The organism is Pseudomonas fluorescens Q2-87, assembly GCF_000281895.1.
Classification (GTDB): domain Bacteria; phylum Pseudomonadota; class Gammaproteobacteria; order Pseudomonadales; family Pseudomonadaceae; genus Aquipseudomonas; species Aquipseudomonas fluorescens_S.
Genome location: NZ_CM001558.1, coordinates 1,257,688 through 1,283,788 on the forward strand (window position 1 = coordinate 1,257,688; position 26,101 = coordinate 1,283,788).

Annotated in this window: 22 protein-coding genes; 3 read left to right on the plus strand and 19 right to left on the minus strand. The window is 61.3% G+C overall.

Translation table 11 applies throughout. From position 1 onward, the window contains the following. Window positions 1-2 precede the first annotated feature (2 nt). The 3 genes from copC to PFLQ2_RS21980 are packed head-to-tail and all read right to left on the minus strand — an operon-like array spanning window position 3 to window position 3,162. Window positions 3-380, minus strand: coding sequence for a copper homeostasis periplasmic binding protein CopC (copC, locus tag PFLQ2_RS21990; RefSeq protein ID WP_003178647.1), 378 nt, complete (start codon window positions 378-380; stop codon window positions 3-5). Window positions 381-431: 51 nt separating this feature from the next. Beyond that, on the minus strand, window positions 432-1,334 hold the full coding sequence (locus tag PFLQ2_RS21985) for a copper resistance protein B (protein WP_003178648.1): 903 nt from the start codon (window positions 1,332-1,334) through the stop codon (window positions 432-434). Between the two features lie 10 nt (window positions 1,335-1,344). Continuing rightward, window positions 1,345-3,162 carry a copper resistance system multicopper oxidase gene (locus tag PFLQ2_RS21980; RefSeq protein WP_003178650.1) on the minus strand — a complete coding sequence of 606 codons (1,818 nt, stop codon included), beginning with the start codon at window positions 3,160-3,162 and terminating at the stop codon, window positions 1,345-1,347. A 393-nt stretch (window positions 3,163-3,555) separates the two neighbouring features. Here PFLQ2_RS21980 and nadA point away from each other — a divergent pair, with 393 nt between their 5' ends. After that, window positions 3,556-4,614, plus strand: coding sequence for a quinolinate synthase NadA (gene nadA, locus PFLQ2_RS21975; protein ID WP_003178652.1), 1,059 nt, complete (start codon window positions 3,556-3,558; stop codon window positions 4,612-4,614). A 179-nt stretch (window positions 4,615-4,793) separates the two neighbouring features. On the opposite strand, the gene PFLQ2_RS21970 is transcribed toward nadA, so the two are convergent. The 8 genes from PFLQ2_RS21970 to PFLQ2_RS21935 form a co-directional block, all read right to left on the minus strand. Then, complete coding sequence (locus tag PFLQ2_RS21970) at window positions 4,794-5,282, minus strand: RDD family protein (RefSeq protein ID WP_003178654.1); 489 nt, start codon at window positions 5,280-5,282, stop codon at window positions 4,794-4,796. 93 nt (window positions 5,283-5,375) lie between these two features. After that, entirely contained in the window at window positions 5,376-5,588 is a 213-nt protein-coding gene (locus PFLQ2_RS21965) for a cold-shock protein (RefSeq protein WP_003175786.1), read from the minus strand. A gap of 393 nt (window positions 5,589-5,981) precedes the next feature. Next, on the minus strand, window positions 5,982-7,106 hold the full coding sequence (gene gcvT / locus PFLQ2_RS21960; RefSeq protein ID WP_003178657.1) for a glycine cleavage system aminomethyltransferase GcvT: 1,125 nt from the start codon (window positions 7,104-7,106) through the stop codon (window positions 5,982-5,984). 36 nt (window positions 7,107-7,142) lie between these two features. Beyond that, window positions 7,143-8,519, minus strand: coding sequence for an L-serine ammonia-lyase (locus tag PFLQ2_RS21955; RefSeq protein WP_003178659.1), 1,377 nt, complete (start codon window positions 8,517-8,519; stop codon window positions 7,143-7,145). 199 nt (window positions 8,520-8,718) lie between these two features. Continuing rightward, complete coding sequence (gene gcvP, locus PFLQ2_RS21950) at window positions 8,719-11,568, minus strand: aminomethyl-transferring glycine dehydrogenase (protein WP_003178660.1); 2,850 nt, start codon at window positions 11,566-11,568, stop codon at window positions 8,719-8,721. 10 nt (window positions 11,569-11,578) lie between these two features. Further along, the gene (gene gcvH, locus PFLQ2_RS21945; protein WP_003178662.1) at window positions 11,579-11,962 is read right to left on the minus strand and encodes a glycine cleavage system protein GcvH; all 384 of its coding nucleotides are present in this window, start codon (window positions 11,960-11,962) and stop codon (window positions 11,579-11,581) included. A gap of 425 nt (window positions 11,963-12,387) precedes the next feature. After that, window positions 12,388-13,896, minus strand: coding sequence for a sigma-54-dependent transcriptional regulator (locus tag PFLQ2_RS21940; RefSeq protein ID WP_003178664.1), 1,509 nt, complete (start codon window positions 13,894-13,896; stop codon window positions 12,388-12,390). Between the two features lie 216 nt (window positions 13,897-14,112). Then, window positions 14,113-15,018 carry a LysR family transcriptional regulator gene (locus PFLQ2_RS21935; protein WP_003178666.1) on the minus strand — a complete coding sequence of 302 codons (906 nt, stop codon included), beginning with the start codon at window positions 15,016-15,018 and terminating at the stop codon, window positions 14,113-14,115. 112 nt (window positions 15,019-15,130) lie between these two features. On the opposite strand from PFLQ2_RS21935, the gene PFLQ2_RS21930 reads away from it, so the two are divergent. After that, the gene (locus PFLQ2_RS21930; RefSeq protein WP_003178668.1) at window positions 15,131-16,009 is read left to right on the plus strand and encodes an MBL fold metallo-hydrolase; all 879 of its coding nucleotides are present in this window, start codon (window positions 15,131-15,133) and stop codon (window positions 16,007-16,009) included. Between the two features lie 227 nt (window positions 16,010-16,236). Continuing rightward, complete coding sequence (locus PFLQ2_RS21925; RefSeq protein ID WP_003178670.1) at window positions 16,237-16,851, plus strand: NAD(P)-dependent oxidoreductase; 615 nt, start codon at window positions 16,237-16,239, stop codon at window positions 16,849-16,851. Between the two features lie 121 nt (window positions 16,852-16,972). Here the strand turns inward: PFLQ2_RS21925 and PFLQ2_RS21920 are convergent, their stop codons facing one another. From PFLQ2_RS21920 to glpD, 8 genes are all read right to left on the minus strand, one after another. Next, on the minus strand, window positions 16,973-17,302 hold the full coding sequence (locus PFLQ2_RS21920) for a GlpM family protein (RefSeq protein ID WP_172680585.1): 330 nt from the start codon (window positions 17,300-17,302) through the stop codon (window positions 16,973-16,975). 24 nt (window positions 17,303-17,326) lie between these two features. Further along, complete coding sequence (locus PFLQ2_RS21915) at window positions 17,327-18,655, minus strand: sigma-54-dependent transcriptional regulator (RefSeq protein ID WP_003178674.1); 1,329 nt, start codon at window positions 18,653-18,655, stop codon at window positions 17,327-17,329. Continuing rightward, window positions 18,652-20,553, minus strand: coding sequence for a sensor histidine kinase (locus PFLQ2_RS21910; RefSeq protein ID WP_003178676.1), 1,902 nt, complete (start codon window positions 20,551-20,553; stop codon window positions 18,652-18,654). Before PFLQ2_RS21910 ends, PFLQ2_RS21915 begins: the two co-directional genes overlap by 4 nt. Before the next feature lie 211 nt (window positions 20,554-20,764). Continuing rightward, window positions 20,765-21,499, minus strand: coding sequence for an amino acid ABC transporter ATP-binding protein (locus PFLQ2_RS21905; RefSeq protein ID WP_003178678.1), 735 nt, complete (start codon window positions 21,497-21,499; stop codon window positions 20,765-20,767). Continuing rightward, complete coding sequence (locus tag PFLQ2_RS21900; protein ID WP_003178680.1) at window positions 21,496-22,167, minus strand: amino acid ABC transporter permease; 672 nt, start codon at window positions 22,165-22,167, stop codon at window positions 21,496-21,498. The genes PFLQ2_RS21905 and PFLQ2_RS21900 overlap by 4 nt, the downstream gene beginning before the upstream one ends. Beyond that, on the minus strand, window positions 22,167-22,913 hold the full coding sequence (locus tag PFLQ2_RS21895) for an amino acid ABC transporter permease (protein WP_003178681.1): 747 nt from the start codon (window positions 22,911-22,913) through the stop codon (window positions 22,167-22,169). Before PFLQ2_RS21895 ends, PFLQ2_RS21900 begins: the two co-directional genes overlap by 1 nt. Window positions 22,914-23,104: 191 nt before the next feature. Next, window positions 23,105-24,019, minus strand: a complete 915-nt coding sequence (locus PFLQ2_RS21890; protein WP_003178683.1) for a glutamate/aspartate ABC transporter substrate-binding protein — start codon at window positions 24,017-24,019, stop codon at window positions 23,105-23,107. Between the two features lie 445 nt (window positions 24,020-24,464). Further along, window positions 24,465-26,003 (minus strand): glycerol-3-phosphate dehydrogenase, encoded by a 1,539-nt coding sequence (glpD, locus tag PFLQ2_RS21885; RefSeq protein WP_003178685.1) that lies wholly within the window; start codon window positions 26,001-26,003, stop codon window positions 24,465-24,467. Window positions 26,004-26,101: the final 98 nt, after the last annotated feature.

Genomic DNA, 26,101 nt, shown 5'->3' on the forward strand with positions numbered 1-26,101 from the left:
ACTCATTTCACCTTGAACGTGACGTTGCCGGTGATCGGGTGGGTGTCGGATGACACCGCGCGCCACTGGACTTGATAGGTGCCGGCAGCGAGGGGGGCGTTCGGGCTAATGACCATGGTTTTCGGATCATCGCTACCGGAAACCTTTGCTGGCATGGGCATCGGCGAATGCGCCGACATGCCGGGCATCTCGGTCATCAGCAGCTTGGCGCCGGAGAATTTGGTCATCAGGTTCTCGGAAAAGTGCAGCTCGATTTTTGCCGGCGCCGCGCCCTCCGCACCTTCGGCAGGAGTGGAGGACAGCAGTTTTGGATGGGCCTGGGCCAGGCCACTGAACAACAGGCCGACGGACAAGGCGACAGCGGTTTTGATGTATGACATGCAAGGACTCCTACAGCTTGGTTTTTAGTTTTAGTGAAACAGATCAGCGGGTCAGAACCACAGGCGCAGGCCCAGGACCAGGCGTGCTTCGCTGCGGTCCTCGCCTTCGTCCCGGACGTAGTCGGCAGTGTTGCCGTAGACACGGTTCCAGGTGACGCCGATGTACGGTGCGAACTCACGGCGTATTTCATAACGCAACCGCAGGCCCACTTCGGTGTCCGACAGCCCCGAACCGACGCCGCGGCCCGGATCGTTCTTGCCATAGAAATTGGCTTCGGCGGTGGGCTGCAGAATCAAGCGGTTGGTCAACAAGATGTCGTAATCCCCTTCCAGGCGCGCCGCGCTCTGTCCGTCTTCGCCGATGAAGGCGGTGGCCTCGGCTTCGAAGTTGTACAACGCCAGGCCCTGCAGGCCGAAGGCGGCCCAGGTTTGCGAATCGCCCGGCTTGAAGTCCTGGCGAACCCCGGCCACCACATCCCACCAAGGGCTGATGGCGTGGCCCCACAGGGCCTGGAGTTCGGCCTTTTCAGTCTTGCCATTGAGGCGTTCGCCTTCGGAGCGCAGCCATAAACGGTCGATATCGCCGCCGATCCAGCCCGACGCATCCCAGCTCAGGGCGCTGCCGTCGTCGGCGTCTTGCCACTCCAGTTGGTCCATCAGGAAGAATGAATTGACGGCGCTGTCGTGCACCGCATGCCCGCCGTGATCGTCATAGACGGCGGCGCGGTCGGCGGCGGTCAGCGCGGGAATCGGCGTGCGGCTGATGGTGGGCGCCGATTGCATGGGTTCCATGCCCTGCATCGAGTCCATGCCTTGCATCTGGCTGTGATCCATTCCCGGCATCTGGCTGTGATCCATGCCTTGTATATCGTTGCTTGCCGCCCAGGCCGGGGCGGTGACGCCGAGGGCAAGGCTGGCAATGAGTGCCATGGGGTATTGAAAAACAGTGGTCATGGTCGGCTCCTCATTCCTGCACCCGGACTTCACGGAACATGCCCATTTCCATGTGGTACAGCAGATGGCAGTGATACGCCCAGCGCCCGAGGGCGTCCGCGGTGACTCGGTAACTGCGTCGCGAGCCCGGTGGCACGTCGATGGTGTGTTTGCGCACCATGAACTGACCGTTTTCGTCCTCCAGATCACTCCACATGCCGTGCAGGTGGATGGGGTGGGTCATCATGGTGTCGTTGATCAGTACGATGCGCAGGCGTTCGCCATACTTGAGCAGCAGCGGTGCGGCATCGGAGAACTTCACGCCGTTGAACGACCAGACGAATTTCTCCATGTGCCCGGTCAGATGCAGTTCGATGGTGCGGCCCGGTTCCCGTCCGTCCGGGTCGGCAAAGGTGCTACGCAGGTCCGAATAGGTCAGCACCCTGCGACCGTTATTCCGCAGGCCGATACCGGGGTCGTCCAGCTTGGGCTTGACGCTCATGGCCTGCATGTCCACCAGCGGGTTGTCTTTCTCCGATTCGGGATGGGCCTGCATTCCGCCCATACCTGACATGGCGCCATGGTCCATGCCGGCCATGTCATCCATGCCCTGCATGTCGCCATCGTCCATGCCTTGCATCTGGCCCTGATCCATTCCCGCCATGCCCGCCATCCACCCGTGGTCCATGCCTTTCATGTCGCCCATGCCGCTCATTCCGCCGTGATCCATGCCGCCCATGCCCATGTCTTCCATGGTCACCAGTGGCCGAGGGTCGAGGGGCGGCACTGGTGCCGACAACCCGGCCCTGGTTGCGAGCGTGCCGCGGGCATACCCGGTGCGGTCCATGGATTGGGCGAACAGGGTATAGGCCTCTGCGGTGGGCTCGACGATGACATCGTAGGTTTCAGCCACGGCAATTCGAAATTCATCGACGCTCACCGGCTTGACGTATTGGCCATCGGAGGCCACGACCGTCATTTTCAGGCCAGGGATGCGGACGTCGAAATAGCTCATGGAGGAGCCATTGATGAAGCGCAGGCGGATGCGTTCACCTGGCTTGAACAAGCCGGTCCAATTCATGTCCGGCGCCTGGCCGTTCATGAGATAGGTGTAGGTGGCACCGCTGACATCGGCCAGGTCCGTGGGATTCATCTTCATTTGCGCCCACATCTTGCGATCGGCCACGGTGGCGGCCCAGCCGTTCTTGCTCACATCGTCAATGAAATCGCCGACGGTGCGTTTGTTGTAGTTGTAGTAGTCCGACTGTTTCTTGAGCTTGCGAATGACGTCGCCGGGGTCCTCGTCGGTCCAATCGGTGAGCATCACCACGTAGTCCCGTTCGTACTGGAAAGGCTCGGGTTCCCTGGCGTCGATCACCAACGGGCCGTAGACCCCGGATTGCTCCTGGAAACCGGAATGGCTGTGGTACCAGTAAGTGCCGTTCTGCCGGACCTTGAATTGGTAGACGTACATGCCATCGGGCTCGATGCCCTTGAAGCTCAGCCCCGGAACGCCGTCCATGTTGGCTGGCAGCAAAATACCGTGCCAATGGATGGACGTGGTGTCCTTCAGGCGATTGCGCACCCGCAAGGTCACGGTGTCGCCTTCACGCCAGCGCAGCAGCGGGCCGGGGACGCCGCCATTGATGGTCTGTGCGGTGCGCGGGTTGCCGGTGAAATTGACCGGGCTTTCGCCGATGAACAGGTCGAATTCAGTGCCTGTCAGCACGTTGGGCTGGCCGGGGCCGGCGACCGCCCAGACAGGCGCGCGCCACAGTCCCAGGCCGCCCAGGATACCGGCGGCGGTCAGGCCTTTGACGAAGGTTCGCCGGGAAGTCTTTGTTTGCATGCGATGGAAGTCCGTCAGTCGATTCGCTACGTGCCCAGGGCAAATTCCCTGGGCAGGTTTGAACGAAAAGATGACACAGGCGAGCGGGGCGAGTGATTACATTTCAGTCAGCTTGAAGGGGCGCGCAAGTGGGGTGATCGATGTTGAACCGGCCATTTTGGGGCTGCTTCGCAGCCCAGCGGGAGCAAGCTCCCTCGCCACGGGGGAACGCGTCCGGTGCTTGGGCGGGCGCAGGTCAGAATGATCTTTTGCAACGGTGGGATAACCTGTAGCCTTGCCGGCTTCACGCAGTCCGTGCCTGATTGATACCCACTTTCCCGGCGGTACCCGAGTGGTCCGGAGCCGGGTGTATACTCGACTTTCGCGCAATACGCGCTTGCAGGTCTTGCGAACATGACGCAAATTTCCGAACGTCTTCTGGTTCAAGCCCACCTCGACGCCAAGCAGCCCAAGCCGCTGACTGCCGAACAGGAGGCCTGGTATCGCGCCGCCATCGCCGCTGAGCTCAAGGCTCAGGACGCGGTGCTGGTCGCGCATTTCTATTGCGACCCGATCATCCAGGCCCTGGCCGAAGAGACCGGTGGCTGCGTATCCGACTCCCTGGAGATGGCTCGCTTCGGCAATGCCCATCCGGCCAAGACGGTGGTGGTGGCCGGGGTCAAGTTCATGGGTGAGACCGCCAAGATCCTCAACCCTGAAAAACGCGTGCTGATGCCCACCCTGGAAGCCACTTGCTCCCTGGACCTGGGTTGCCCGGTGGACGAGTTCTCGGCGTTCTGCGACCAGCATCCGGAGCGCACCGTGGTGGTGTACGCCAACACCTCGGCAGCGGTCAAAGCCCGGGCCGACTGGGTGGTGACGTCCAGCTGTGCGCTGGAAATCGTCGAGAGCCTGATGGACAACGGCGAGACGATCATCTGGGGCCCGGACAAGCACTTGGGCACCTACATCCAGCGCCAGACCGGTGCCGACATGCTGCTCTGGGACGGTGCCTGCATCGTCCATGAAGAGTTCAAGTCCAAGCAGTTGGAGGACATGAAAGCCCTGTACCCGGACGCCGCGATCCTGGTGCATCCTGAGTCGCCGACCTCGGTGATCGAGCTGGCGGATGCCGTGGGCTCCACCAGCCAGTTGATCGCCGCGGCCCAGAGCCTGCCGAACAAGACACTGATCGTCGCCACTGACCGCGGCATTTTCTACAAGATGCAGCAGCTGTGCCCGGACAAAGTCTTCATCGAAGCCCCCACCGCCGGCAACGGCGCGGCCTGCCGCAGTTGCGCACACTGCCCATGGATGGCGATGAATACCCTGGAGCGGATGCTCAAGAGTCTTCAGGCGGGCACCAACGAAATCTTTGTCGACCCGGCGCTGGTCCCCCAGGCGATTCGCCCGCTCAAGCGCATGCTGGACTTCACCCAGGCGGCGCGGATGAAGCTGGCGGGAAATGCCTGATTGTCGAGGTCTTGAGACTTGCGGGGCTTTCCGTGGCGAGGGAGCTTGCTCCCGCTGGGCTGCGAAGCAGCCCCTCTTGTCAGCGCCCGATACCTTAAAATAAACCACACAAGCCATCCACGACTGCTGCGCAGTCGAGCGGGAGCAAGCTCCCTCGCCACGGGGCTTGTGGTGCGTTCTTACTTGGTCTTCTTCGGAATCCGCACCAGCTGCGTATCCGAATAGATGTCATGCCAGCTGCGCTTGCGCTTATCGAACAGCGCCCAGATAAAGCCCAGCCCCAGCAGCAGCAACGACGCAATCGACACGACGAATCGCAGCAGCGCCTGCCACAGGCTGATGGCGGTGCCATCGGCGTTCTGTACGCGGACACCCCACACCTGCATGCCGAGGGTCTGGCCATTATGAGTCCAGAACTTGGCGAAGAAGCCGAAGAGCACGAACAGCAGCACACTGGACAGCAGCGGGTCGCCATCCAACGCGCCGGCTTCGGTGAGCGAGCGCATTTTTTCTTCACCGATGATCGCCATCTGGATCATCTTGTAGGCGCCGCTGGTGACAATCAGCAGGGCCGTGCAGAGTAAAAAGTCATAGAACATCGCTGCCAGGCGACGGCCCAGGCCGACGGGGGGAAAGTCGCCTTGGGGAGTGAGCAGGTGTTTGGGCATGACGGCCTCGGATGAAAAAGAAGCCATTTTACGGATTTACGCCCATAAAAAAGCCCCTGATATCAATCAGGGGCTTTTTAGTTCGCGAAAGCCTTAGGCCTCGGCTTGAACCTCGTCAGCCTGCATGCCTTTCTGGCCTTGCACAGCAACGAAAGTGACTTTCTGGCCTTCTTTCAGGCTCTTGAAGCCGTTGCCCTGGATAGCTCGGAAATGCACGAACAGGTCCGGACCGCTTTCAGGAGTGATAAAACCAAAACCCTTCTCGTCGTTGAACCACTTGACGGTACCGCTCTGACGTTGAGACATTTTCTTATTTCCTTTGACGCTAAAATTGATGACAGCCTCTTTCACATGAAAGAGTACTGGGGCTGGGTTGCAGGAAAGTAAGAGACGTCGAACGGGATGTAGCGAACTTCATTAGCTACTGCCCAGGTCACGATTCCAAGCGACCCATGCAAACACAGTGATCAAACTCTACGCCAACTACCAACGAAAAAACAACCCCCACGCAGAAGCCCGTATTTGCTCAGCCTGCCACCATTTACAGGGGTTGTCGGGCGGGGCTTATTCGATAGGCTAGTTCAATAAGTTGTGATCGTTATAAGCATCCATGAATGTCTAAGATGCACCTTTTTATGGCGGTTGCGTTACACATTAGTGCACGTATAACGCAACTGCGTTACGTATAGAAACAGTCAATCAACCACGGTAGTAGCGTTGTGGAACGAATGGCATTTTGCTTACAAGTAAAGGCACCTTTTTCCCACGCACAACAGCCCAGACAGGCGTATCCAGCGCGACATAGGCGCTGTCCAGATAGCCCATCGCCAACGGACCGCCCAAAGTCGGGCCGAAACCACCGCTGCACACCGTTCCGATAATGTCGCCCGCTTCGTTGACGATCTCGGCGCCTTCGCGCACCGGGGTACGTTCCTGGGGCAGCAGGCCGACGCGCTTGCGGCTCACGCCGCCCTGTTGTTGGGCGAATACGGTTTCAGCCCCGGGGAAACCACCGGCGCGAGCACCGTCGGCACGTCGCACCTTGGAGATGGCCCACAGCAGGCTGGCTTCGATCGGCGTTGTCTCGGTGTTCATGTCGTGGCCATAAAGGCACAGGCCGGCCTCCAGGCGCAGGGAGTCACGAGCACCGAGGCCGATGGCCGCGACTTCCGGCTCGGCCAGCAGGGCGCGGGCGAGTTTTTCCGCATCAGCGGCAGGTACGGAGATTTCAAAGCCATCTTCACCGGTGTAGCCCGAACGGCTGACAAAGCAGTCCACGCCCAACAGCGTGACGCGCTGGAACTGCATGAAGGTCATCTTCGCCACGTCCGGCGCCAGGCGTGCCAGCACGGTGACCGCCGCCGGGCCTTGCAGGGCCAGCAGGGCACGGGTTTCGAACAGCGGCTCGATGCTGCACTGCTCGCCAATGTGGGCACGCAGATGCGCCAGGTCCTGATCCTTGCAAGCCGCGTTGACCACCAGGAACAACTCGTCGTTGCCCAGGTTGGCAACCATCAGGTCGTCGAGGATGCCGCCGTTCGCGTTGGTGAACATGGCGTAGCGCTGCATGCCCACCGGCAAATCGATGATGTCCACCGGCACCAACGTTTCCAGGGCCTTGGCAGCTTCAGCACCGGTCAACCGGATCTGGCCCATGTGGGATACGTCGAACAGTCCGGCCTGAGCGCGGGTGTGCTGGTGTTCTTTCATCACGCCCAGTGGGTATTGCACCGGCATGTCATAGCCGGCGAACGGCACCATGCGGGCGCCGAGTTCAAGGTGCAGCGCATGCAGCGGGGTTTTCAGCAGTTGTTCGGTGGACATATCAGCTCCTGGAAAATGTTGAAGAAAGCGGGCGCATCAGCATTCGATGATGTTGACGGCCAGACCGCCGCGGGCGGTCTCCTTGTATTTGCTTTTCATGTCGGCGCCGGTCTGGCGCATGGTGCGGATGACTTTGTCGAGAGAGACGAAGTGATGCCCGTCGCCGCGCATGGCCATGCGCACCGCGTTGATGGCTTTCACCGAACCCATGGCGTTGCGCTCGATGCATGGCACCTGTACCAGGCCGCCGATGGGGTCGCAGGTCAGGCCAAGGTTGTGTTCCATGCCGATTTCGGCGGCGTTCTCCACTTGCTGGACGGTACCGCCCAACACTTCGCAGAGGGCGCCGGCCGCCATCGAACAGGCCACGCCGACTTCGCCCTGGCAACCGACTTCGGCACCCGAGATGGAGGCGTTTTCCTTGTACAGGATGCCGATTGCGGCGGCGGTCAGCAGGAACCGCACCACGCCATCCTCGTTGGCACCGGGGATGAAGCGCATGTAGTAATGCAGCACGGCCGGGATGATCCCCGCCGCGCCGTTGGTGGGGGCGGTGACTACGCGTCCGCCATAAGCATTTTCTTCGTTGACCGCCAAGGCGTACAGGTTGACCCAGTCCAGCACCGACAGCGGATCGCGCAGGGCGGCTTCAGGGTTCTTGCACAATTGGCGGTGCAGCGCCGCGGCCCGGCGCTTGACCTTCAGCCCGCCCGGCAGGATCCCTTCGTTGCGGCATCCGGCCGCGACGCAATCTTGCATCACCTGCCAGATCTTCAGCAGGCCGGCGCGGGTTTCGGCTTCGGGGCGCCAGGCGCTTTCGTTGGTCAGCATCACTTGGCTGATGGACAGGCCATAAGTGGTGCAGTGGCCCAGCAAATCCTTGGCACTTTTGAACGGGAAGGTCAGGGGCGTGGCATCTTCGACGATCCGGTCGGCGCCGGCCGCGCCTTCGTCCACGACAAAACCGCCACCCACCGAGTAATACTCGCGGCTGCGCACTTGCAGCCCCGCCGCATCGAAGGCGCGGAAAATCATACCGTTGGGGTGGAAGGGCAGCGGTTTGCGGATCATCGCCAGGTGCAGTTTTTCATTGAATTCGATGGGGTGCTGGCCGAGCAGGTTAAGGCGACCGTTGCTGCGAATATCCTGCAGGCGGGCGTTGACTGTCTCGGTGTCCACGGTGTCCGGGTGTTCACCTTCCAGGCCCAGCAGCACGGCCTTGTCGCTGCCGTGGCCTTTGCCGGTGGCGCCGAGCGAGCCGTAGAGCTCAACCTTGACGCTGGTGATGGTTTCGAGCAAATCGTCCCGACGCAGCCCTTCGGCGAAACGAGCAGCGGCACGCATCGGGCCGACCGTATGGGAGCTGGACGGGCCGATGCCGATCTTGAACAGGTCGAACACGCTTAACGACATGGTGTTTCTCCGGTTTCTTTTTATAAGGATCGACGAATATGAGCTTGGCGTAGATCCAATGTGGGAGCGGGCTTGCTCGCGAAGGCGGTGTGCCAGTCGATATTACTTGGCTGACACACCGCCTTCGCGAGCAAGCCCGCTCCCACAAGGGGATATGCGGTGTTGTTGAGAGGGCGTGCAAACCCGCCCCCTCCACAGGTCAAGCGTAGCTTTCGATCGATGGGCAGGCGCAGACCAGGTTGCGGTCGCCGAACACGTTGTCGACCCGGCCCACTGGCGGCCAGTATTTACCTTCGATCAACGACGCCACCGGGTACACCGCCTGTTCGCGGCTGTAGGGGTGGGTCCATTCGCCGACGAGTTCCGCCGCGGTGTGCGGGGCGTTTTTCAGCGGGTTGTCGTCTTTATCGAGGCTGCCGTTTTCCACTGCGCGGATTTCTTCGCGGATGCAGATCATGGCGTCGCAGAAGCGGTCCAGTTCTTCCTTGGATTCGCTTTCGGTCGGCTCGATCATCAACGTGCCGGCCACCGGGAACGACATGGTCGGGGCGTGGAAGCCGAAATCGATCAGGCGCTTGGCCACGTCATCGACGCTGATGCCGCTGCTGTCCTTGAGAGGACGCAGGTCGAGAATGCACTCGTGCGCCACCAGGCCGTTGCTGCCGGAGTAAAGCACTGGGTAATGCTCTTCCAGGCGACGGGCGATGTAGTTGGCGTTGAGGATCGCCAGTTGCGAAGCGCGCTTGAGGCCGGCGCCGCCCATCATGCGGATGTACATCCAAGTGATCGGCAGGATGCTGGCGCTGCCGAATGGCGCCGCGCAGACCGCGCCTTCCTTGCGTTCCATGTTGGCATGGCCAGGCAGGAACGGCGCCAGGTGCGACTTGACGCCAATCGGGCCGACGCCCGGGCCGCCACCGCCGTGAGGAATGCAGAAGGTCTTGTGCAGGTTCAAGTGGGAGACGTCGCCGCCGAACTTGCCCGGTGCGCAGAGGCCGACCATGGCATTCATGTTGGCGCCGTCGATGTACACCTGGCCGCCGTTGTCATGAATGATGCCGCAGATTTCGCGGATGCCTTCTTCGAACACACCGTGGGTGGACGGGTAGGTGATCATCAGCGCCGCGAGGTGCTCGCGGTGCTCGATGGCCTTGGCTCGCAGGTCTTCGATGTCGACGTTGCCGCGAGCATCGCAGGCGGTGACCACCACGCGCATCCCGGCCATGTTGGCGGTAGCCGGGTTGGTGCCGTGGGCCGAGGACGGGATCAGGCAGATGTCGCGGCGGTCTTCGCCACGGCTCTGGTGATAGGCGCGGATTGCCAGCAGGCCGGCGTATTCGCCCTGAGAACCGGCGTTGGGTTGCAGCGACACCGCGTCATAACCGGTGGCGGCGCAGAGCATGGCCTCCAATTCGTCGGTCAGTTGCTGATAACCGGCGCTTTGCTCGGCCGGGGCGAACGGGTGCAGGGCGCCGAACTCGGCCCAGGTCACCGGGATCATTTCGCTGGCGGCGTTGAGCTTCATGGTGCAGGAACCCAGCGGGATCATGGTGCGATCCAGGGCCAGGTCCTTGTCGGCGAGCTTGCGCAGGTAGCGCATCAGCTCGGTTTCGGAATGGTAGCGGTTGAACACCGGATGGCTGAGGATCGCCGATTGGCGCACCAGCTCGGCCGGGATACGGCTTTGCACGCTGGCGGCCAGGGCGGCGAAGTCAGGCACGGCCTTGCCCTCGGCAAACAGGTTCCACAAGGCCTCGACGTCAGCCTGGCTGGTGGTTTCATCCAGGGACAAGCCCAGGCGTTCAGTGTCCACCACACGCAGGTTGATGCGCTGGGCACGGGCCTTGTCGTGCAGGGCGGCGGTTTGTGCGCCGGTGTGCAGGGTCAGGGTATCGAAGAAGCTTTCTTGCTCGACACTCAGGCCCAGCGCGCCCAGGCCCTTGGCGAGAATCGCGGTCAGGTGATGGATGCGGTTGGCGATTTGCACCAGGCCCTTGGGGCCGTGATACACGGCGTACATGCTGGCGATATTGGCCAGCAGCACTTGGGCGGTGCAGATGTTGCTCGTGGCTTTTTCGCGACGGATGTGTTGTTCGCGGGTCTGCATCGCCAGGCGCAGGGCCGGCTTGCCGAAACGGTCTACGGAAACACCGACCAGGCGGCCGGGCATGTCGCGCTTGAAGGCGTCCTTGGTGGAGAAGTACGCCGCGTGCGGACCGCCGAAGCCCAGCGGTACGCCGAAGCGTTGGGCGCTGCCAATGGCGACGTCGGCGCCGAACTCACCTGGCGGGGTCAGCAGGGTCAAGGCCAGCAAATCAGCCGCGACCGCCACCAGGGCGTTGACGGCGTGGAAGCGTTCGGTCAGTTCACGATAGTCGAACAGGTCACCGTTGCTGGCCGGGTATTGCAGCAGCGCGCCGAAAAAGCCGCTGACGTCGCTCAGTTCGCGTTCGTCGCCGACCACCACGTCGATGCCCAGGGGCTCGGCGCGGGTGCGCAATACATCGAGGGTTTGCGGGTGGCTATGTACCGAGGCGAAGAAAGCGTTGCTGCCTTTGTTCTTGCTCAGGCGCTTGCAGAAGGTCATGGCTTCGGCGGCGGCCGTGGCTTCGTCCAGCAGCGAGGCGTTGGCGATCGGCAGGCCGGTGAGGTCGCTGATCAGGGTCTGGAAATTCAGCAGTGCTTCGAGACGGCCTTGGGAAATTTCTGGCTGGTAGGGGGTGTAGGCGGTGTACCAGGCCGGGTTTTCCAGCAGGTTGCGCAGGATCGGCGCCGGGGTATGGCAGTTGTAGTAGCCCTGGCCGATGTAGGTCTTGAACAGTTGGTTCTTGGCGGCGATGGCCTTGATCGAGGCCAGTGCATCGGCTTCGCTCTGGCCGTCGCCCATGTCCAGGACGCTGGTGCCCTTGATGCTTTCCGGGATGACACTGGCGCTCAGGGCTTCCAGGGAGTCGTAGCCCAGGCGTTCGAGCATGGCTTGCTCGTCGCTGGCGCGCGGGCCGATGTGGCGGGCGATGAATTCGTTGGCGGTGCCGAGATTAACGGTCATGGTGCGCTCCTCAGGCTTCGGCGTTGGCTTTGATCAAGCGGTCGTAGGCGTCTTGATCCAACAGCTTAGTCACTGCGTCGGCATCGGTCGGTTTAAAGCGGAAGAACCAGCCTTCGCCCATCGGGTCTTCGTTGACCAGTTCCGGGCTGGCGTCGAGTTTGTCATTCACTTCCAGGACTTCACCGTCCAAAGGCATGTACACACCGCTGGCGGCCTTGACCGACTCTACGGTAGAGGCTTCGGCGCCTTTGGCGTAGGCCTGCAGCTCAGGCAGTTGCACGAAGACCACATCACCCAGTGCATTCTGGGCGAAAGCGGTGATGCCCACGGTTACGCTGCCGTCGGCTTCGGCACGCAGCCATTCGTGATCTTCAGTGAAACGCAACTCGCTCATGGAAACTCCTGGGGCCAGACTCGTCTGGTGGACGCGATGAAAGGCACGGGGCTTGGCCCGGCCGAATGGTTATACCCATAGCAAGAATGCGGCCAATCTTCATAATTGCTTATATATCAATCGGTTGAATGGTTTTGTCGAAGCTTGGATCGACTTCGCTGTAGCGAAATCGCTACAGCTGGGAGGCTGGAAAAAATCGTTGTGGGATCAAAGCCTTGCGCAGCGCTGCTTAGCGATGAGTGTATCGATATCGTTCCGCTGTAGCGCTTTCAGTACAGGTGGAGGTCGTTTTTGATCGGCTTTGGGGCAGACACAGATCCCTTGTGGGAGCGGGCTTGCTCGCGAAGACGGTGTGCCAGCTAAGTTGATGTCGACTGACACTCCGCTTTCGCGAGCAAGCCCGCTCCCACATGGACCGAGTAAAGCTATGGCTTTCCGGAAATCCCGTACTTGCGCAACCGATGGGCGATCGCAGTGTGGGAAGTCTGCAGGCGGGCGGCGAGCTGGCGGGTGGAGGGATAGTTGGCATAAAGCGTTTCGAGCAGGTCTTTCTCGAAGGTCTCCACGGCCTGTTCCAGGCTTTCGACCTCCACGTCGCCTTGGCGCGCCACGGAGGTGCCGGCGATGTCGAGGTCGCCGATGTCCACCAGGCTGCTTTCGCAGATGGCCGCTGCGCGGAAGATCACGTTCTGCAATTGCCGCACGTTGCCCGGCCAGCGGTTACCCAACAGCGCCGGATAGGTGCCGGGGGCCAGGCGGCAGACCGGACGCTGGATCTGCGCACAGGCCTGCTGCATGAAATAACGCGCCAGCAACAGGATGTCCTGGCCGCGCTCGCGCAGCGGCGGCACTTCGACGTTGAGCACGTTCAGGCGATAGAACAAGTCTTCGCGAAACGAGCCTTCACTGACCATTTTCTCCAGGTTGCGGTGGGTGGCGCTGAGGATGCGCACGTTGACCTTGATTTCCCGGTCACCGCCCACTCGGCGAAAGCTGCCATCGTTCAGGAAGCGCAGCAGCTTGGCTTGCAGATACGGCGACATCTCGCCGATCTCATCGAGAAACACCGTGCCCTGGTTCGCCAGTTCCATCAGCCCTGGCTTGCCGCCCCGTTGCGCGCCAGTGAAGGCGCCGGGGGCGTAGCCGAACAGTTCACTTTCGGCCAGGTTTTCCGGCAGCGCGGCGCAGTTCAGGGCGAGGAACGGTGCGCCATGACGGGCGCTGATGGCGTGGCAGGCACGGGCCACCAGCTCCTTGCCGGTGCCGGTTTCGCCCTGGATCAGCAGCGGTGCATCCAGCGCTGCGACCCGTTGGGCCCGAGCCTTGAGTGTACGAATCGCCGGGGATTCGCCCAGCAATGCATCAAAGCCTTCGGCGTGATCGTGGTGCAGGGCCGACAAACGTTCGCCGATGCGGTTGGGCTGGTAGAGCGTCAGCAGGGCGCCAGCGTCGGTGATGGGCGTGGCGTCCAGCAGCAAGGTCTGGCCGTTGAGGGTGATTTCCCGCAGCGGCAGGCGAAAACCATTTTCCAGCAGCGCACCCAACAGGGCTTCGTCACCGAACAGCTCGGCGACGCTTTGCCCGGCGGGTTCCCGACCGTACAAGGCGATCAGCGCCGGGTTGGCCAGCAACACCTTGCCGGCGCTGTCCAGGGCCAGCACCGGGTCGGTCATGGCCGCCAGCAACGCGTCGAGCTGCAAGTGCCGGCGCTGGCCCGGCAGGATGTCCACCACCGTCACCGCCTGCACGCCACGCACGCTGAACAGCGCCTCGCGCAACTCATCCAGTACTTGCGGGCTGAGGGTCGGCGCGTCGATATAGACGTTGGGTGGCACCATTTCCACCGCATCCAGGTTGAGATTGCGCCCACCGAGCAAGGCCAGGACTTCCTGGGTGATGCCGACGCGGTCGATGAAGCTGACGTGGATACGCATGGGGCGGTTTTGGCTTCTGGAGTGCGAAGGGTGGCAAGTATGCCTTGGGCCGGGGTGTTGGTGAAACTGGTGCAGCTCTCGAGAAATATGCCGAACTTCTCTGTGGGAGCGGGCTTGCTCGCGAAAGCGTAGTGTCAGCAAAGCAGATATCGACTGATACACCGCTTTCGCGAGCAAGCCCGCTCCCACAAGGGGGCGCGGTGCAGTCGATATTGCCTACAACCCCACGTCCCATTCAGGCGTCTCGGGAAACTTGAGCACCAGGAAATCCAGCATGCTGCGCAGCGCCGACGGCATGTGCCTGCGGGATGCATACACCGCGTACATGCTCATCTGGCGGGGCTCGGCATGGGCCAGCAGGCGGATCAGTTCACCGTTCTTGATGTGGGCGCCGGCCTGGTAGCTGGGCAGCATCGCCACCCCGGCGCCGGCCATGGTGGCGCGCAGCAGCGTGCTGGCTTCGTTGGCGCTGATATTGCCCTGCACCGGCACCGAAACCTGTTCGCCGTCCTGTTCGAAATGCCACAGGCTCTTGCCGAAGTAGGAATGGGTCAGGCAGTTGTGCTGGCTCAAGTCCTCGACCCGTTGTGGTGTCGAGTGTCCACGCAGGTAACCGGGCGACGCGCAGATCACCGAGCGGCAGACCGTGAGACGGCGGGCAATAAGGTTCGGGTCCAGGTCGTTGCTCATGCGGATCGCCAGGTCGATGCGCTCGTCCACCAGGTTCACCGTGCGGTCGAGCATCTGCAGGTCGACGCTCACGCCTGGGTAGCGCGTGACGTATTCAGCCATGGCGGTTGCCAGTTGAGCCTGGCCGAACGAGGTGCTGGCGCTGATACGCAGCATGCCCCGGGGGGCGTCGTCCGGTGTGCCGACAGCCGCTTGCATGTCACCGGACAGCTCCAGCATCTGTCGGCAGCGCGGCAGGATTTCCGTGCCGGCGGCCGTCAGGCTCAGCTTGCGGGTGGTGCGGTGCATCAGGCGGGCGCCGACCCAGTCTTCCAGCTCCGCCAGGTACCGCGATACCACCGGCCGGGAGAGTTCCAGGTGTTCGGCTGCTGCCGACTGGCTGCCCAGATCCACCACTGTGACGAACACCTGCATTGCTTGTAGACGATCCATGATTTGCCCGGTTTCAGAAACAAACTATGTCCAAGCATCGCATTTTTTGAAACGAGCCGCGCCACTAAGCTCCCTTTCATTCCCTTGGGGCTTTTGGACAACGGAGCACACCATGACCGGTTTCATTTCACTCAAGCGACTGCTGCTGGCAACCGCAACCCTGGCGTTCGCGGCGCATAGCTGGGCGGCCGACCTGACACTGGATGTCTACAACCCAGGCGCAGCGGCGGTTTTTCCGGTGACCTCGGTCCTGGTCAGCGGTGAAAAAGAAGCGATTCTGGTGGACGCCCAGTTCGGCAAGACCCAAGCCGCGCAAGTCGTGGAAAAAATCCGCGCCAGCGGCAAGCGCTTGACCACGATCTACATCAGCCATGGCGATCCAGACTACTATTTTGGCTTGGAAACCCTGACCGCCGCGTTCCCTGAGGCCAAGGTGCTGGCGTCCGCGCCGACGGTCGAGCACATCAAGCAAACCATGGACGGCAAGCTGAAATATTGGGGACCGATCCTGAAGGCCGATGCACCGGCCAAGGCCATCCTGCCCCAGGTACTCAAGGGCGACAGCCTGACCCTGGAGGGCCAGCGTTTGCAGATCATCGGCCTCGACGGCCCGCAGCCGGACCGCAGCTTCGTGTGGATTCCATCGATCAAGTCGGTCGTTGGCGGTGTGGTGGTGGCGCAGAACATTCATGTCTGGATGGCTGACACCCAGACGCCGCAATCCCACAAGGACTGGCTGGCGACGCTGGCAGGCATCGAGAAACTGCAACCGGTCACGGTGATTCCGGGTCATTACCTGGGCGAAAGCGACCGCTCATTGGCCCCGGTCAGATTTACCGCCAATTACATCAAGGCCTTCGATGAGGAGACCGCCCGCGCCAAGGACTCCGCTGCGCTGATCGCCGCCATGAAAAAACGCTACCCGAACCTGGGCGAAGACAGTTCGCTGGAGCTCAGTGCCAAGGTGGCTAAAGGCGAGATGAAGTGGTGACTCATTGATTTCATGTGGCGAGGGAGCTTGCTCCCGCAGGGCTGCGAAGCGGCCCAATTTCAGCAAATGGAGCGTACCTGACACACCGCGTGAACCGTTTAGCGACTGCTTCGCAGCCGAGCGGGAGCAAGCTCCCTCGCCACAACGATGTACCACCGCAAAAGATTTGTCGTGCCCGTTTCGAGCACACCTTCAATGGCATCCATAGGTCATCACTGGAGTAAATCATGAGCAAAATCGCAATCATCGGCGCCACCGGTCGTGCCGGCAGCCAACTGCTGGAAGAAGCTCTGCGTCGGGGCCACAGCGTGACGGCCATTGCCCGTAACACTACGAAAATCGGCGAAAGGACAGGGGTTGTCAGCAAGCAAGTGGATATATTGGACAGCGAGGCCCTGACCGCTGCGGTCGCCGGCCACGACGTGGTCATCAGCGCGGCTCACTTCGCCACCGTGCCGGCCGACAAACTCGTCGCCCCGGTGAAAGCCGCCGGGGTCAAGCGCTTGCTGGTGGTTGGTGGGGCCGGTTCGTTGCTGCTACCGGATAACAGCCGAGTGATCGACAGTGATGGTTTCCCGGAGGAATACCTGGCCGAAGCCACGGCCGGTGCGTTGTTCCTGGACGTGCTGCGCAAGGAGCAGGACCTGGACTGGACCTTCCTCTCGCCTTCGGCGGAGTTCGTCGAAACCGAGCGCACCGGCCAGTTCCGTGTCGGCAAGGATCACCTGCTGTTCGATGACGCGGGACGCAGCTGGATCAGCTTTGCCGACTACGCCATTGCGCTGATCGATGAAGTGGAAACACCGCAGTTTTCGCGCGCGCGCTACACCGTCGGCTACTGATCCACCACGTCGCGAGTCCGTGTGGGAGCGGGCTTGCTCGCGAAGGGGCCGTCTTATCCTGCATCGATGCAAGCTGACCCGGCGCTTTCGCGAGCACGCTCGCTCCCACATTCTTCCCGATTCAGCCGTGAACCCTCACCCAGACGCTGACCAGCACGGTCGCCGCCATCAGCCACGCCACCGCCGCTACGGCCAGTGACGTCTCCAGGCGCATGCGATCGACCATCACATAGAGTGTCGCCAGGTACACGAAATAAGGAATGATCGACCACATACCGAACACGATGGTGGTCTTCAGTTCGTCGACCGAACGGCCCTTGCCGACGATGTAGTGGGCGATCAGGGCAAAGGTCGGGAACAGCGGCACCAGCCCTGCGATGTAATAATTCCTGGTCTTGGCCAGCATCGCCAGGATGACCACCACGGCTGCACCCAGCGCTGCTTTGAAAATCAGATCCACAAATCCACCGTCCGGTTAATGGCTCAGGCCATATTTTTTGACTTTGTCGAACAGCGTGGTCTTGGCCATGCCCAGTTCCTGGCTGGCCTGGGTCAGGTTGCCGCCGCTGCGTTGCAACGCGTCCACCAGCAGGTTGCGTTCGAACGCTTCCACGGCTTCGGCGAAGGCCAGGCTCTGGTTGCCGCTGCTGGCGCCGGCTCTTTTGAAGGCGGGGAGGCCGAGGGCATAACGTTCGGCGACGTTGCGCAGTTCGCGCACGTTGCCTGGCCAGTCGTGGCTCATCAGGTTCGACAGGGTCTGGTTGTCCAGCTGTGGCACCGTGCGGTCGAAGCGCAGGGACGACTGCTGGAGGAAGTGCTCGAACAATTGCAGGATGTCCTCGCGGCGCTCGCGCAGGGGCGGCAGTTCCAGGGTCACCACGTTGAGGCGGTAATACAAGTCGCTGCGAAACTGCCCGGCGCGGCTCATTTCGTCCAGGTCGGATTTGGTCGCGGCAATCACCCGGCAATCGACGGCCACGCTCTGGTTCGAGCCCAGGCGTTCAAGGGTGCGTTCCTGCAACACCCGCAGCAACTTGATCTGCAAGGGCAGGGGCATGCTTTCCACTTCATCGAGAAACAGCGTGCCGCCATCGGCGTGCTCGATCTTGCCGATCCGGCGTTTGCCGGCACCGGTGAAGGCGTTGGCCTCGTGGCCGAAAATCTCGCTTTCGAAGAGGTTTTCCGGCAGGCCGCCGCAGTTCAGCGCGACGAATTGCTTATCGTGGCGTCGACTGAAGTCGTGCAGGCAACGGGCAACCAGTTCCTTGCCGGTGCCGGTCTCGCCTTCGATCAGCACGTTGGCCGAGGTGTCGGCGACGTTGGCAATCAGCGCTCGCAGGTGTTGCATGGCTGGCGAGCGCCCGATGATCCGGCCTTCCAGGGAGTCGCGTTCGGCCAATTGCCGGCGCAGCGATGAAACCTCGCGGGCCAGGCTGCGCTGTTCCAGGGCGCGACGGGCGACGTCCACCAGGCGCTCCGGGGAGAAGGGTTTCTCCATGAAGTCATAAGCGCCTTTTTGCATGGCGCCGACGGCCATGGAGATGTCGCCGTGGCCGGTGATCAGCACCACCGGCAGGCTGCGATCCCGGGCCTTGAGGCGTGTCAGCAGCTCCAGGCCATCGATGCCCGGCAGGCGGATGTCGCTGATGACGATGCCGGCGAAGTTATCGTCGACTCGCTCCAGGGCCTCTTCGGCGCTGCCCACGCCGATGCAAGGAATGTCTTCCAGGCTCAGGGCTTGCTGGCAGCCCAGCAGGACATGGGGATCATCTTCGACGATCAATACGCTCAGGTCGTTGTTCATAGCGGCTCGGCAGGAGAAAGGCTTACCAACGGTAAACTGAGGACAAAAATGGTGCCACGCTCAACCGGATACTCGACACCCAGGTGTCCGCCGGCGGCTGCGGCCAGGCTCGCCGAAAGCGTCAGGCCGAGGCCCAGCCCCTGTTCGCCGGGCTTGGTGGTGAAGAACGGTTCGAACAGGTGCTTGCGTGCCTGCGGATCGATGCCGTGGCCGTTGTCGCGCACCCGCAGGCGATATTTGCCGTCGCTGATTTCGCCTTCGAGCCACAGCCGCGGCTCGGGTTGGGCCTGCATGGCGTCCAGGGCATTGCCGATCAGGTTCACCAGGATCTGCTCCAGGCGCGTCTGGTCGATTTGCAGCTGGACGTCGTCGAAACCGTTGTGGATTTCGATATCCAGGTGTTCAAGGCGCCCGCCCAGCAGTTGCAGGGCGGCCGCGACGGCCTTGCCCAGGCTCGCCCGGCCCTGGTCGTCGCCTCGGCGGGCAAACGCGCGCAGGCTGGCGGTGATGCGGCCCATGCGGTCGATCAGTTCGTTGATGGTCTTGAGGTTGGTACTGGCGACGTCTAACTGACCGCGCTCCAGAAAGCGCACGGTATTGCCGGACAAGGTGCGCAACGCCGCCAGCGGCTGGTTGAGTTCGTGGGCGATGCTGGTGGACATCTGACCGATGGCCGCCAGCTTGCCGGCCTGGACCAGTTCGTCCTGGGCCCTGCGTAATGTCTCTTCAGCCTGGCGTCGCTCGCGGATCTGGCCCTTGAGTCGTTCGTTGCTGGCACGCAGGTCGGTGGTGCGTTCGGTAATCCGACGCTCGAGCTGGTTGTTGGCTTCCTGCAAGGCTTCCCGGGCCGCGAGGCGGGTGGCGATGACCTTGCGTCGCTCATTCCAGGCGATCAACAGGAACGCCACCAGGGCGAAGGCGACGGCCACCAGGATGCCTTGGTTGATCGCCTGGCGCCGCAGGTCTTCAAGCGGGGTCAGCAAGGTGAAATTCCACGGTGTGTCGCTTAGCGGACGGGTCTGCGACAGGTAACTGATGGCCTGCTCGTCGGACACCAGTTCGGTATTGGCCGGGAAGGTCAGCTTTTCCATGCCTTCGGCGAGTTTTTCCCGGGCCAGGGGCACCAGTTCGTTCAGCGGGAACCAGTAATATTGCAGGCTGCGGGCCAGGCGTTCCTTGGTGTCGTCGCTCAGCGGGCGCACCGACTTGAGCCGTCGCGCCGGGTCGCTGGAGAGAATGATGATGCCGTTCTCATCACTGACGAAAGCCTCCAGGCGCGCCCGCTGCCAACGTTCCTCCATGGCTTCGAGGCGTACCTTGACCACGGCGACGCCGATAATCTTGCCCTGTTGTTCCAGGCCATGGGCCAGGTAATAGCCCGGTTCGCCGTTGGTGCTGCCGATCCCATAGAAGCGCCCCGGCTGACCGCGCACGGCGTTCTGGAAATAGGCGCGGAAGGACAGGTCTTCCCCCAGATAGCTATCGACGTCGCGCCAGTTGCTGGTGGCCAAGACCCGGCCGGTGGTGTCCATGACATAAATGGCCCGGCTGCGGCTGCGCCGGTTCAGGCCTTCGAGGTATTCGTTGACGGTCTTGCGGTGTTCGGGTGTCGGGTCGTCGAGCAGTACGGAGACGCTCGACTCCAACTCCAGCAGGCTGGGCAAGTAGGTGTACTTGCTGATCTCGCTTTCGACCGCGCGGGCATGCAGCTCCAGCTGGCGCTCGCCGTTCTCGGCAAGGCCGCGCACGCCGTAGTGCTCGCTGATCCAAAAGCCGAGGTAGCCCAGGCCGATCATCAACGCGATGACCAACGGCGGCAGGAACAGATGGCGAATCAGACGGGGCTTCACGGCAAGTGATGGCGGCGCGGCGCGATAAAGGGTGGGGTCGCATTTCATCACAGAAGCCTTGGGTCAACCAGTGTGGCGGCGGTCGTCCTTCGAACGCGGTCCTGTGGCGAGGGAGCTTGCTCCCGCTCGGCTGCGAAGCAGTCGCAATAGGGTTGATGCGGTGTGCCAGATACACCGCATTCGCCGGTTTTGGGGTCGCTGCGCGACCCAGCGGGAGCAAGCTCCCTCGCCACAGGAGCCGGTCCAAAGGAAGTGGCGCTTAGTGCTGCAGGATTTTCTCGAGGAAATGCTGCGCTCGTTCGGAGCGGGCGCTGATGTCGCCGAAGAACTCTTCCTTCTTGCAGTCTTCGATGATCTGCCCCTGGTCCATGAAGATCACCCGGTTCGCCACTTTGCGGGCGAAGCCCATTTCGTGGGTCACGCACATCATGGTCATGCCTTCGTGGGCCAGTTGCACCATGACGTCGAGCACTTCGTTGACCATTTCCGGGTCAAGGGCCGAAGTCGGTTCGTCGAACAGCATCACCACCGGGTCCATCGCCAGGGCGCGGGCAATCGCCACGCGCTGCTGCTGGCCGCCGGAGAGCTGGCCCGGATGCTTGTGGGCGTGGGCCGACAGACCGACTCGCTCAAGCAATTGCAGGCCTTTCTGGGTGGCTTCTTCCTTGCTGCGGCCCAGCACCTTGATCTGCGCGATGGTCAGGTTTTCGGTGATGGTCAGGTGCGGGAACAGCTCGAAATGCTGGAATACCATGCCCACTCGGGAGCGCAGTTTCGGCAGGTTGGTCTTCGGGTCGGCGATGGAGGTGCCGTCGACCACGATGTCGCCTTTCTGGAACGGTTCCAGCGCGTTCACGCACTTGATCAGCGTGGACTTGCCCGAGCCCGAAGGGCCGCACACCACCACGACTTCACCCTTGCTGACCTCGGTGCTGCAATTGGTCAGTACCTGGAAGTCCCCATACCACTTGTTGATATTCTTGATAGAGATCATACGGCGAACCTTTTTTGCAGACGCTTGACCAGCAGCGAGGCGGCAAAGCTGATTGTGAAGTACACGAGACCTGCGATGATCAGGAACTCATTGGAGCGGCCGATGATGTCGCCATTGGCCCGCGAAGCATTGAGGAAGTCCACCAGGCCGACGGTGTAGACCAGCGAGGTGTCCTGAAACAGGATGATGCTTTGTTGCAGCAACAGCGGGGTCATCTTGCGAAACGCCTGGGGCAGGATGATCAGGCGCATGGTCTGGCCATAATTCATGCCCAGTGCCTGGGCGGCACCCATCTGGCCCTTGGCAATCGACTGCACGCCGGCCCGCACGATTTCGCAGAAGTACGCGGCTTCGAACATCATGAACGCCACGACGCAGGAGCCGAACGCACCGATAGGCGTGTCTTCGCCAGTGATCCAGCGCAACACGAACGGCACCGCCAGGTAGAACCAGGTGATGACCAGCAGCAGCGGAATCGAACGGAAATAATTGACGTAGGCGCCGGCAATATTGGAAATCAGCTTGTTATGGGACAGGCGCATCAGCGCCAGGATGGTTCCCAGGACGATCCCGCCGACCACGCCCATGGCCATCAGCTTGAGGGTCATCACCATGCCGTTCCACAAGCCGGGAATGGCGGGGATGATGCCAGTGAAGTCGAATTCCATTATTTACCCCCCACGGAAATCAGGCCGGGCACCGCGACTTTCTTCTCGACCATGCGCATCAGCAGCATCAGGCTCATGTTCAGGGTGAAGTAGATCAGCGTCGCCAGCGTGAAGGCTTCGAACAGGTTGGCGGAGAACTCGGCGGTCTGCTTGGTCTGCGCGAGCAGTTCCATCAGGCCGATCAGCGAGGCCACGGAAGAGTTCTTGAAGACGTTGAGGAATTCCGAGGTAAGCGGCGGAATGATGATCCGGTAGGCCTGGGGCAGCAGCACATTCCAGTAGATCTGCGGCAGCTTGAAGCCCATGGCGCGGGCGGCCGATTCCTGGCCGCGTGGCAACGCCTGGATACCGGTGCGAACCTGTTCGCAGACCCGCGCGGCGGTGAACAGGCCCAGGCACACGACTACGCTCAGGTAGGCCGAAGTGGTCGGGTTCAGGTCCTGCTTGTACCATTCCTGCATATCGGCGGGCAGCAGGTCGGGCACCAGGAAGTACCAGATGAACAACTGCACCAACAGCGGCACGTTACGGAAAAGCTCCACGTAGCAGGTGGCGATACCCGACACCAGCCGGTTCGGCACGGTGCGCATTACACCGAGGATCGAGCCCAGCAGCAGGGCAACGATCCAGGCCACGACGGCGATGGCGATGGTCCAGCCCAGGCCGGCGATGTACCAGTCGAGATAAGTCTCGCTGCCCACGCCGGTAGACTTGAAGAACACGCCCCAGTCCCAGTTGTAATTCATTAGGGTCTCCCCTCAGATCGTTCGATGTACAAATGCCCGCCTGGGGAAGCTCCGTTCCCATCCTGATCGTGTTGATCAGGCACACGCTATCGGCTCGACAGCCACCGGTTCGAGTGTTTCCAGAAGTGCCAGCAGGGAGTGACCATCCCTTGGAAGGGGCAAGCCCTTCCAAGGGTAAGGTTAGTCAGTAATCAGGATTTCTTGTCGTCAGCCGCTTTGTCGGTCGGCGTGGCGATCAGGGCCTTGAGCTCGTCGCTCATCGGGAAGTTCAGGTTCAGGCCTTTTGGCGGGATAGGTTGCATGAACCATTTTTCGTAGATCGTGTTGATCTCGCCCGATTTGTAGGTTGCCACGATGGCGTCGTCGACAGCCTTTTTGAACGGCTCATCGCCCTTGCGCATCATGCAGCCGTAGATTTCATAGGACTGTGGCGTACCGGTCACGGCCCAGTCATCGGCCTTCTTGGCCTTGGCTGCCTCACCTGCCAGCAGGGCGTCGTCCATCATGAACGCGACGGCACGGCCCGATTCCAGCATCTGGAAGGACTCGCCGTGGTCCTTGGCGGAGATGACGTTCATGCCCATTTGTTTGTCGGCGTTCATTGCCTTGAGGATGCGCTCGGACGTGGTACCGGCGGTGGTTACGACGTTCTTGCCCTTGAGGTCGTCGAAATCCTTGTACTTGGAGTCTTTCTTGGACAGCAGCTTGGTGCCGATCTCGAAGATGCCAACGGAGAAGTCAACCTGCTGCTGACGCTCGACGTTGTTGGTGGTCGAGCCGCATTCCAGGTCCACGGTGCCGTTCTGGACCAGCGGGATTCGGGTCTGCGAGGTGACCAGGTTGTATTTGACCTGCAGGTCGGGCATAGCCAGGTCTTTCTTGATCGCTTCGACGACTTTCATCTGGATGTCGTGGGAATAGCCAACCGGTTTGCCCGAGGCGTCCGCGATGTAGGAAAACGGAATGGAAGCGTCGCGATGACCCAACGTGATAAAGCCGGACTCTTTGATCTTTTTCAACGTGCCGGTCAGTTCGGCTGCGAAAACCGGGGTGCTGATCAGAGCGGCAGCAATGGCTGCGCCCAGGAGATGGGGAACGATACGCATCGATGTTTCCTCGACATTGTTTTTTTTATTCGACCGATTTGTCGGCCCTGAGTGCTTCGAAGTGCCTGCAGCTCCTGTTGTGTTGGCATGCAGGTATTCGTCTCCAGGAGTGTAGAGCATGAGTCGTGCCAGGCCAGGCGCTTAAGGCTAAATCTTTGTTTAATAACGACAATAATGTTCTGTGTCAGGTTTAGTGGCTCGCTGGTTATCCGGTTGACCGAATTGACCAATGGGTCGCGTTCGGAAAACCGAATGAATTGAGTCCGTCCCCAATCCTGTGGGAGCGGGCTTGCTCGCGAAAGCGGTAGATCAGTCGACATCGATGTTGGATGAACTGCCCTCTTCGCGAGCAAGCCCGCTCCCACAGGAATATTCAGCGGGGCCAAAAATGCAAAAAGCCCCTGAATCGCCAGATTCAGGGGCTTTGGTTTGGCACGCTAGCGGATCACGCCGCTTCGATCTTGCGCCGGTTGTGCTCGACCTTGTCCAGGTATTGCTGCAGCTTTTCCTGCTCGGCCGGGGTGGTGAACAAGCCCAGCTTGCTGCGGCGCCACAGGATGTCGCGGGCGTCGAGGGCCCATTCATCGCTGCACAGGTAATCGACTTCCCGGGTGTAGAGGCCAGCGCCGATGTGCTCGCCCATGTCGCCGAGGGTGTGGACGCCTTCGAGCATGCGCCAGGTACGGCTGCCGTAGGTGGTGGACCAGCGACGGGCGATGTCCTTCGGCAACCAGTCGTACTTGTCGCGAATCGCCGAGCACAAAGCCTGCGGGGTGGTCATGTTCTCACCGCCAGGAAGCGTGGCTACGGCGGTCCAGCTTGGGCGCATCTGGGTGAAATAAGGTGCCAGTTGCGCCATGGCCGATTCGGCCAGTTTGCGGTAGGTGGTCAGCTTGCCGCCGAACACCGACAGCAATGGCGCTTCTTCGCCACCGCCCGAGAGCGCAAGGGTGTAGTCCCGGGTCACGGCCGACGGGTTGTCGGACTCGTCATTGCACAGTGGGCGCACACCGGAATAGCTGTGCAGGATGTCGTCGCGGCTGACCTGCTTCTTGAAGTGCGCATTGACAACCTTCAGCAGATAATCGGTTTCGCCGTCGGTAATCGCCACGTTGGCCGGGTCGCCAGTGTATTCGCGATCGGTCGTGCCGATCAGGGTGAACTGGTTCAGGTACGGAATGGTGAACACGATGCGCTGGTCTTCGTTCTGAAGAATGTGCGCATGCTCGCCTTCGTAGAGTTTCGGCACGATCAGGTGACTGCCCTGGATCAGGCGGATGCCATAGGGCGATTCCATCTTCAGGTCGTCGCGAATGAACTTGGCGACCCACGGGCCGGCGGCGTTCACCAACGCCTTGGCGCGAATCGAAAACAGGCTGCCGTCGGCACGTTCCATATGCAAATGCCACAAGCCCTTGCTGCGCCGAGCATTGACGCAGCGTGTACGGGTGTGGATATGCGCGCCTTTTTCCCGGGCGGCCATGGCGTTGAGCACCACCAAGCGTGCGTCATCGACCCAGCAGTCGGAGTATTCGAAACCGCGGGTGATCTCGCTTTTCAGTACGCTGTCGGCGCCGAACTTCAAACTTCTCGAGCCGGCGAGTTGCTCGCGTTTGCCGAGGTGATCGTAAAGGAACAGGCCTGCTCGAATCATCCAGGCGGGACGCAAATGTGGACGGTGGGGCAGGACAAAGCGCATCTGCTTGACGATATGGGGAGCCTTGGTCAGCAGCACTTCCCGTTCGGCCAGCGCTTCACGCACCAGGCGAAACTCATAATGTTCAAGGTAGCGCAGGCCACCGTGGATCAACTTGCTGCTGGCCGAGGAGGTATGGCTGGCCAGGTCGTCTTTTTCGCAAAGGAACACCGAAAGACCGCGACCGGCAGCGTCCGCGGCAATCCCCACGCCATTGATTCCACCACCAATGACGGCGATATCGTAAATCTCGGCGAGAGGGGGCGTAGGCAAGGTAGAAGTGGGCATCGGCTGGCCTCGGGCTCTTTTCGTAATATTTGAATTCGAACATAAATGTTCATTTGCGAAAATACTAGCCCATAAACACAGCAACAGCCAGCCGACTT

Coding starts and splice junctions, on each gene's coding strand:
- copC (WP_003178647.1), bottom strand. CDS start 380: ATGTCATACATCAAAACCGCTGTCGCCTTGTCCGTCGGCCTGTTGTTC.
- PFLQ2_RS21985 (WP_003178648.1), bottom strand. CDS start 1,334: ATGACCACTGTTTTTCAATACCCCATGGCACTCATTGCCAGCCTTGCC.
- PFLQ2_RS21980 (WP_003178650.1), bottom strand. CDS start 3,162: ATGCAAACAAAGACTTCCCGGCGAACCTTCGTCAAAGGCCTGACCGCC.
- nadA (WP_003178652.1), top strand. CDS start 3,556: ATGACGCAAATTTCCGAACGTCTTCTGGTTCAAGCCCACCTCGACGCC.
- PFLQ2_RS21970 (WP_003178654.1), bottom strand. CDS start 5,282: ATGCCCAAACACCTGCTCACTCCCCAAGGCGACTTTCCCCCCGTCGGC.
- PFLQ2_RS21965 (WP_003175786.1), bottom strand. CDS start 5,588: ATGTCTCAACGTCAGAGCGGTACCGTCAAGTGGTTCAACGACGAGAAG.
- gcvT (WP_003178657.1), bottom strand. CDS start 7,106: ATGTCCACCGAACAACTGCTGAAAACCCCGCTGCATGCGCTGCACCTT.
- PFLQ2_RS21955 (WP_003178659.1), bottom strand. CDS start 8,519: ATGTCGTTAAGCGTGTTCGACCTGTTCAAGATCGGCATCGGCCCGTCC.
- gcvP (WP_003178660.1), bottom strand. CDS start 11,568: ATGACCGTTAATCTCGGCACCGCCAACGAATTCATCGCCCGCCACATC.
- gcvH (WP_003178662.1), bottom strand. CDS start 11,962: ATGAGCGAGTTGCGTTTCACTGAAGATCACGAATGGCTGCGTGCCGAA.
- PFLQ2_RS21940 (WP_003178664.1), bottom strand. CDS start 13,896: ATGCGTATCCACGTCAGCTTCATCGACCGCGTCGGCATCACCCAGGAA.
- PFLQ2_RS21935 (WP_003178666.1), bottom strand. CDS start 15,018: ATGGATCGTCTACAAGCAATGCAGGTGTTCGTCACAGTGGTGGATCTG.
- PFLQ2_RS21930 (WP_003178668.1), top strand. CDS start 15,131: ATGACCGGTTTCATTTCACTCAAGCGACTGCTGCTGGCAACCGCAACC.
- PFLQ2_RS21925 (WP_003178670.1), top strand. CDS start 16,237: ATGAGCAAAATCGCAATCATCGGCGCCACCGGTCGTGCCGGCAGCCAA.
- PFLQ2_RS21915 (WP_003178674.1), bottom strand. CDS start 18,655: ATGAACAACGACCTGAGCGTATTGATCGTCGAAGATGATCCCCATGTC.
- PFLQ2_RS21910 (WP_003178676.1), bottom strand. CDS start 20,553: ATGAAATGCGACCCCACCCTTTATCGCGCCGCGCCGCCATCACTTGCC.
- PFLQ2_RS21905 (WP_003178678.1), bottom strand. CDS start 21,499: ATGATCTCTATCAAGAATATCAACAAGTGGTATGGGGACTTCCAGGTA.
- PFLQ2_RS21900 (WP_003178680.1), bottom strand. CDS start 22,167: ATGGAATTCGACTTCACTGGCATCATCCCCGCCATTCCCGGCTTGTGG.
- PFLQ2_RS21895 (WP_003178681.1), bottom strand. CDS start 22,913: ATGAATTACAACTGGGACTGGGGCGTGTTCTTCAAGTCTACCGGCGTG.
- PFLQ2_RS21890 (WP_003178683.1), bottom strand. CDS start 24,019: ATGCGTATCGTTCCCCATCTCCTGGGCGCAGCCATTGCTGCCGCTCTG.
- glpD (WP_003178685.1), bottom strand. CDS start 26,003: ATGCCCACTTCTACCTTGCCTACGCCCCCTCTCGCCGAGATTTACGAT.